This is a genomic window from Azoarcus sp. TTM-91 (assembly GCF_012911025.1).
GTDB lineage: Bacteria > Pseudomonadota > Gammaproteobacteria > Burkholderiales > Rhodocyclaceae > Azoarcus.
In genome coordinates this window covers 1-7,005 of record NZ_WUEI01000166.1, presented here as the reverse complement: position 1 = coordinate 7,005, position 7,005 = coordinate 1, and the positions used below count along the sequence as shown (strand labels likewise).

5 protein-coding genes are annotated in these 7,005 nt (G+C 68.2%); 1 reads left to right on the top strand and 4 read right to left on the bottom strand.

Annotation, left to right across the window (positions count from 1 at the left end; all coding sequences use genetic code 11):
- Positions 1–155 precede the first annotated feature (155 nt).
- Positions 156–749: a cytochrome b/b6 domain-containing protein gene (locus tag GRF61_RS22600; protein ID WP_169152873.1), complete on the bottom strand. Its 594-nt coding sequence runs from the start codon at positions 747–749 to the stop codon at positions 156–158.
- A 12-nt stretch (positions 750–761) separates the two neighbouring features.
- Positions 762–1,205 (bottom strand): cytochrome c-550 PedF, encoded by a 444-nt coding sequence (gene pedF, locus GRF61_RS22595; RefSeq protein WP_169152875.1) that lies wholly within the window; start codon positions 1,203–1,205, stop codon positions 762–764.
- A 359-nt stretch (positions 1,206–1,564) separates the two neighbouring features.
- On the opposite strand from pedF, the gene GRF61_RS22590 reads away from it, so the two are divergent.
- Positions 1,565–3,577 (top strand): sigma-54-dependent Fis family transcriptional regulator, encoded by a 2,013-nt coding sequence (locus GRF61_RS22590; protein WP_169152872.1) that lies wholly within the window; start codon positions 1,565–1,567, stop codon positions 3,575–3,577.
- A 165-nt stretch (positions 3,578–3,742) separates the two neighbouring features.
- On the opposite strand, the gene GRF61_RS22585 is transcribed toward GRF61_RS22590, so the two are convergent.
- Positions 3,743–3,970, bottom strand: a complete 228-nt coding sequence (locus tag GRF61_RS22585) for a Nif11-like leader peptide family natural product precursor (protein WP_248281408.1) — start codon at positions 3,968–3,970, stop codon at positions 3,743–3,745.
- A gap of 238 nt (positions 3,971–4,208) precedes the next feature.
- Positions 4,209–7,005 (bottom strand): TonB-dependent receptor (locus tag GRF61_RS22580; RefSeq protein ID WP_169152871.1); only part of this gene is annotated, 2,797 nt, incomplete at its 5' end.

Sequence of the window (7,005 nt, the reverse complement as noted above, 5' to 3'; positions counted from 1 at the left end):
GGTGAGGGAGATGGGCAGGAGAGGGAAGCAAGGGGCAGCAAGGGGCAGGAAAAATGGCCAGAGAAAAAGAAGCGGCCCGGCGGGTTGCCCGCCGGGCCGCTTCGCTTGCTGCTCAAGCTTGCTTGAACCTGTTGCAGCCGGGCGCCAGCGGCCGGTCAGCGTCCGCCGCGCCCTGGCAGCATCCGCCCCAGCACGCTCCGCCCGCTCAGCGCATGCAGCACCACCGCGCCCAGGTGCAGCGCGATGAGCCCGATCAGCGTCCAGGCGCAGCCGGTGTGCAGGGCGTTGAACAAGGCGTTCCAGCCTTCGTCCGGCCAGCCGGCCTTGGGAATGACGATGCCGAAGAAGCGCATCGGGTAGGGCGTGAAGCTGCTGGAGAGATAGCCCGCCAGCGGCGTCAGCAGCAACAGCAGGTAGAGCGCGCGGTGGCCCAGGCTGGCCAGCTTGCGCTCCAGTGTGCCCAGGCGGACATCCGCCGGCGGCCGGTGGCGCAGCCGCCAGCCCAGGCGCAGCACCAGCAGCGCCAGCGCCAGCAGGCCCAGCGACTTGTGCAGGGCGATGGCGGCGCTGCGCTCCGCGCCCTTGGGCATCTCGCCCATCGCCAGGCCGATGCCGATCAGCGCCAGCACCAGCAGCGCATGCAGCCAGTGCAGGGCAATGGCGCCGCCGGAGTAGCGCTGCGCCGCGGGGGGCGCCACGCCGGCTCCGGCGGCCGGAACATCCTGGCCGGGCAGGGCCGGGCTGCTCATGGCCGTTCCGGCTCAGTCTTCATGCACGGTTTCCAGCCAGGCGCGGATGGCCCACATCGCCTCCTGGGTCAGCGTGCCTTCGAAGGGCGGCATGTACACCGCGCCATTGCGCGATACGCCGTGGCGGATGCGCTGGATGAAGTACTCATCGCCCTCGTTGCCCTTGGGCAGCAGCCGCAGGTCGGGTGCGATGCCGCCGGAAACCGCGCCGATGCCGTGGCAACGGGCACAGTTCTGGTTGAAGGCGGAGTCGCCGATGCGTACCGCCTCGGCATTGCCCCGGTAAGGGTTGGCCTCCAGCCAGGGTTCGCCCAGCTGCTTCAGCTTGGAGGTGTCTACCGCCTGCGGCACCACGTCGCCGTGGCCATGGGCAAGCCCGCCGGCCAAGGCCAGCACGGTGCCGGCGAGCGCACCGGCGAGCCGGGCGCGGGTGGATAGGCGGGGTGTCTCCTTCATCTCTTTTTTGCTCACTTTCCTGTTCCTCTTGAGGGGCATGGTGTCGATCCCGGCGGGGCCGGTTCGAGGGGGAAAGGGCAAGCTCCGTGCCACCGCGGCAGGCGCCGGGCGGAACGGGGGTTTGGCCGGGGCGCGGCCCGCTGCCAGAAGCGGGCAGTTGCGCGCCGTGGGGTGGCGGGGCGGGGTTGCTGTGGAAAAAGCGGCCATGTTGCAAGGAAATGGCAAGCTCCTTGCTACTTTCCGTTTCGGTGTGCTGGACGCCGGTTGCCACAATTTGGAGCAACCGTGTCATATTGGAACACCTGCGGCAGCGGGACAAAAAAACACAAGCGCCGTAGGCAGGAAAGGAGGAGGAGGAGATGGGGCAGTTTCCCACGCCGGAGACGCAGGTCATGCGTCTGGCCGAGCTGCGACGACGTTTTCTCGAGCTGGGGCAGGTGCCGGAAGACGGGCTGACACCCGTGGTGCTGAAGTCCTGGCAGCGCTGCCGTGAGCTGGGCATCACCGCCGATGATCGCCACGAGCGGGGCGGCAGCGGCCGCGCCGGGCTGTCGGAAGCGCGGGAGCGCAGCGAGTCGCTGCTGAACCACGCCAGCGGCATCATGGAGCATATCTTCGAGCAGATCCGCGCATCGGGCAGCATGGTGCTGCTGGCCGATGCGGAGGGCCTGATCCTGCACGGCTTGGGCGACCCGGATTTCGTCGGCCGTGCCAACCGGGTGGCGTTGCAGCCCGGGGCCAGCTGGAGCGAGACCGATCGCGGCACCAATGCCATCGGCACTGCGCTGGCCGAGGGCGCCGCGGTGGAGGTGTTCGGCCACGAGCACTACCTGGAACGCAATGGCGTGCTCACCTGCAGCGCGGCACCGGTGTTCGATCCCTCCGGCCAGCTGCTGGGCGTGCTCGACATCTCGGCCGACTACCGCAACTACCAGCGCCACACCCTGGGGCTGGTGCGGCTGGCGGTGCGGCTGCTGGAGCGGCGCCTGTTCGAGGCAGAGCATGCGCGCCAGATCCTGCTCTGCTTCCACGCCCGGCCGGAATGCGTGGGCGGCTTGCAGGAGGCGATGCTGGCGGTGGCCGCCGATGGCGAGATCATCGCCGCCGATGCCGCCGCCCGCGAGCTGCTGGGGCCGCTGCTCGCCAGCGGCCGCGGCACCGCCTTCGGCAGTGTGTTCAAGACCGCTTTCGGTGTCGCCATGGACAGGGCGGCGCGCGATCCCTCCTCGCTGCTGGCGCTGGAGTTGCGCAGCGGCGCCACCGTCTATGCCCGGCTGCGCACCACCCTGCTGTGGCCGGGTAGCCGTGGTGAACGGCCGGCGGGCGAGCGCAGCGGCACCGCCGCCCAGGTTCCGCGTGCCCAGGGCGTTGCCGCCACCACCTTGCACACCCTGGCCACCGGTGACGCCGGCTTGCAGCGTGCGCTGGACCGTGCCGCCCGCACCCTGGGCAAGGACATTCCGCTGCTGATCCAGGGCGAGTCCGGCGTCGGCAAGGAGCTGTTCGCCCGCGCGGTGCACAACAGCGGGCCGCGCCGCGACGGGCCCTTCGTCGCGGTGAACTGCGCCGCCATCCCGGAGAACCTGATCGAGTCCGAGCTGTTCGGCTACACCGGCGGCGCCTTCACCGGCGCGCGGCGGGAAGGGGCGGTCGGCCGCATCCAGCAGGCCCACGGCGGCACGCTCTTCCTTGATGAGATCGGCGACATGCCGCTGGGCATGCAGGCGCGGCTGCTGCGGGTGCTGCAGGAGCGCTGCGTGACGCCGGTAGGCGCCAGCCGCCAGGTGGCGGTGGATATCTCCCTGGTCTGCGCCACTCACCGCCTGCTGCGCGAAGCGGTGCGCGACGGCAGCTTCCGCGAGGACCTGTATTACCGGGTGAACGGCCTCACGGTGACGGTGCCGCCGCTGCGCGAGCGCAGTGACATCGGTGCGCTGGTGGACAAGCTGCTGGCCGAAGAACTGGCGGATGCCGGCTTCCGCCGCAAGGTGGTGGTCGGTGAGGAGGTGATGCGCTTCTTCGAGGGCTATGCCTGGCCGGGCAACGTGCGCCAGTTGCACAACGTGATCCGGGTCGCGGTGGCGCTGCTGGATGAGGACGAGACCGAGATCCTGCCGCAGCACCTGCCGGAGGAACTGTTCGGCGCCGACCCGGCCGACCTGCGCAAGCCGGCGGCGCTGGTCGAGTCACCCATGCCTGGCCTTGGCCAGCCGGCCGGTGGCGCGGCGGCGGTGGGGCGCAGCCTGGACGAGGTGGAGCGGGAGACCATCGCCGCGGTGATGCAGGAAGTGGGCGGCAACGTGTCGGCGGCGGCGCGGCGGCTGGGCATCAGCCGCAACACCCTGTACCGCAAGCTGGGAAAGAACCCCTGACGGAGCTGATGCCGAGGCGGTCATTGCGGCACGGCGGGGAGGGGCAGGCGAGGCAAAAAGCCCGGCGTGCCGCGGGCAGGGAGGGCTGCGGAGTGGTGCAGCCGGTGGTGACGCCCCGCGGCACTCCGGGCGCCGGCACTTCCGCAAGGGAAGGCCGGCGCAAGCTCAGGCGCGCAGCAGTGCCTTGACCAGGCGCTCGGAGAGCTGGTCGGCGGTGAACTGCGGTTCGTTGGGCGGGTACAGCTCGACTTCGTCCAGCGGGTAGCCGCTTTCGCGCGCCAGGATCAGCAGTTCCTTGATCTTCTGGCAGGAGCGCAGTTGCTCACCCAGCGCCGCGTCGCTGCGGGCCTTGTCCGAAAAGGCCTTGATGTCCTTGATTGCCATATCGTCCATTCTCGATTGCATTGATGACGGGAGGCGCCAGGCGCCCCACCGACGCGCGAACGCCGGCTGGCGCTTTCTGCAAATTTGGTGCCGTTCGGAATGGCTGGGTGAGCTGTTTTTAAAATTAATTAAAAACAACGGCTTGTTGTTTTTTCGAGGCCTTCTTCAGTCGCGTGCTGGCGTGGTTTTCGGCGGTTTTGCGACATTGTGGGAAGGATGTCGCAAGCCTTGCAGGGCGGCTGGGGCCTCAGAAACGGTAGCCCAGTTCCAGCCAGTACTGCCGGCCTCTCTCGTACTTGACGCCGTAGTCGCCGTCTTCGATCTCGTTCTTGCGACTGAGCAAGTTGTCGATGGACAGGGCGATGAAGGCCTCCTGACCGGTGGCGACCGGCAGCCTCCAGTTCAACCGCATGTCCCAGGCGATGGCCTTGCCGAACTTGTGTTTTTCCCACACCTGCGCGGTGCCGCCGTCATAAGGCACGCTGGTGCCGGTATTGACCATCTTCTCGAAGCCGTCGCGCACGCGGAAGAAGTTGCCGACCGTCAGGCGCCACGCCGGGATCTGGGTATTGAGCAGCAGGCGCGCGGTCCATGGCCGGGCGTAGTTGTCCGCCGGGCGGTCGCCGTAGGCCATGGCCTTGCCGTCATAGATGATGGTGCGGTCTACGCCGCCGTTGAGTTCGCTGATGATGTCGCTGTAATTGGTGTGCGAGGTGGTGACGCTGGTCTTGTCCACCGCCAGCAGCACGTGGGTGGCAGTGCCGCCGAAGCGGATGGGCTGGTCGGTTTCGGCGGTGAGGGTCCAGCTGCGGGCGTCGGAGTAGCCGACGTTGTCGGCGTAATAGTTGGCGGCGGAGCGCAGGTGCATCACCAGTTCGTCGCGGCTCTCGCGCAGCACTCGCTTCAGGCTCCAGGTGGTGCCGGCCCACTTCTGGCTCAGGCCCAGCATCTTCTCGTCCACATAGGGCACTTTCATGTCGCCGGTCTTCCACATGCTCCAGGTTGTGGACTGTACGGGCGCGGCCCAGTCGGTGAGCAGGCCGCCGCTGAGGCTGCGGACCTGGGTGGTGGATTGCAGCGCCAGCCGCTCGGCGCGGGTGTAGTTGTCCATGAAGTTGCGGGCGTAGTAACGGTTGAGGCCGCCTTCCAGCCGGGTGGAGCCATTGCCGAAAACGTCCCAGAACGCTGCGGAGCGTGGCGACCAGGTGGCTTCAGGGGCGAGCTGGTCGGCGTCATAGCGCAGGCCCAGGCGCAGGCGCACGTCGCCCAGTTTCATGTCGTCCTGCAGGTAAAAGGCGCGGCTGGTGTTCTCCACCGCGAAGCTGCCGGCGAAGTAGATCAGGCGGGAGCGCAGGTACTGGCCGGCGGCGCTGCTGTTCCAGGGCGTGGAGAGCGAGCAGGTTTCGGTATCCACGCCGCCGCCCACCATGTTGCAGGTGCTGGTGTCGGCGGAGGTGGTGTATTGGGTGTATTGGGTTTTACGCTCGTAGTCGAAACGCTGGTGGCTGAGTTCCAGGCCCGCCTGGATGCGGTGCTCCAGGCCGAGCAACTGGAAGGCTTCCCAATCGGCCTTGGCCTGGTAGCTCACCGTTTCCTGCGTTTGGTCCACATCGCCGAAGCCGCCTTCGTAGCTCATCCAGCCGGTCGCGCTGCTCGCGCTGGTCTGCAGGCCCCAGTTCTTGTCGGCGGAATAGCGCCAGCCCTTCCAGGTGGTGCTGTCGGATTCGCGCGAGCTTTCCATCTTGTTCCAGGTGAGGCGGTGGTTCACCGTGGCTTTGCCGAGCGCGTGGTGCAGGCCGAGATTGACGCCGTAGCCGCCGCTGCGCAGATCGAAGTCGCTGTTCCTGGCGTCGGCGATGAAATAGCTGCCACCGGCCGGGGCGTAGAGCAGCGAGAAGTCGCCGCCGACGTCGCCGCCCGGCGTCCAGAAGCCGCGCAGGAAGTAGTTGTCGCTATAGCGGGACTGGACCTTGTCGCTGTCGTCGCCCTGGCTGTTGCCGCGGCTGTAGCCCTTGAGCGGAATCTCGGAGGTGCGGCGCACCACGCTGCCGATGAGGCCGAGGTTCTCGGTGGGTTTGCCCTGCAGCGCCAGGCGGTAGGTCCATTTCTCGAAATCGGGCTGGGTGTTCTCGGTGGCGGACCAGGCGGCGATCTCCTCCTGCGCCGGGCTGAGGTACTGCTTCATCCACTCGGAGCGGGTGTGCTCCACCGACACCTGGCCGCCGAAGCTGCGGGTGGGGGCGCAGGTATCCGCCTCCACCACGCCGCCGGAGAAGCGGCCGAACTCGGCCGGCACGTTGGCATCCCGCACGGTGATGTTGCACAGCAGGCTGCTGTCGATGGCGAAGCCCTGGCTGGCGGAGGGCGGCGCGGCGTTGTTGTTGGAGCCGCTGGTGCCGTCTGCCGCGCGGTTGGCGGGGTTGATGTCGTTGTTGATGGACATGCCGTCCATGCGATAGAGGTTGGTGTAGTACTTGGCGCCGTTGATGCTGATGTCCGCCGGCGCGATTTCGCCCTGGTTGCCGCTCGCCAGCTGGTTGTTGTCGAACTGCACGCTGGGGTGGATGCGCAGCAGGCTGGTGATGTCGCCATTGCCGGTGGCCAGGGCGTCGATCTTCTCGCGGCCCAGGCTCATGCTGCCCATGGACTCCGCCTGCGCTACCACCCGCACCTCCGGCAGCAGGCCGGCCGTGACGTCCACCTGCGGCAGTGCGGTTTCCTTGCCGGTTTCCACCACCACGACGTTGCCCGGCTGCAGCGCAAAGCCGAGGCCGCTGCCTTCGAGCAGGCGTTCCAGCGCCTGCAGCGGGGTCAGCGTGGCTTTCAGGGCCGGGCTGCTGCGGCCGCGCAGCAGGGCCGGATCGAACACGATCTGCAGCCGGGTCTGGTCGCCCAGGGTCAGCAGGGCCTGGGCCAGCGCTTGGGCGGGGAGGTCGAAATGCTGGGCCACCGCAGCAGCCTGGGCATGCGCGGCGCCCGGTGTGACGATGCCTAGAGCGAGGCCCAGGGTGAGGCCGGTGGCCAGCGCCAGCGGCGCGATGCGG

Coding starts and splice junctions, on each gene's coding strand:
- GRF61_RS22600 (WP_169152873.1), bottom strand. CDS start 749: ATGAGCAGCCCGGCCCTGCCCGGCCAGGATGTTCCGGCCGCCGGAGCC.
- pedF (WP_169152875.1), bottom strand. CDS start 1,205: ATGAAGGAGACACCCCGCCTATCCACCCGCGCCCGGCTCGCCGGTGCG.
- GRF61_RS22590 (WP_169152872.1), top strand. CDS start 1,565: ATGGGGCAGTTTCCCACGCCGGAGACGCAGGTCATGCGTCTGGCCGAG.
- GRF61_RS22585 (WP_248281408.1), bottom strand. CDS start 3,970: ATGGACGATATGGCAATCAAGGACATCAAGGCCTTTTCGGACAAGGCC.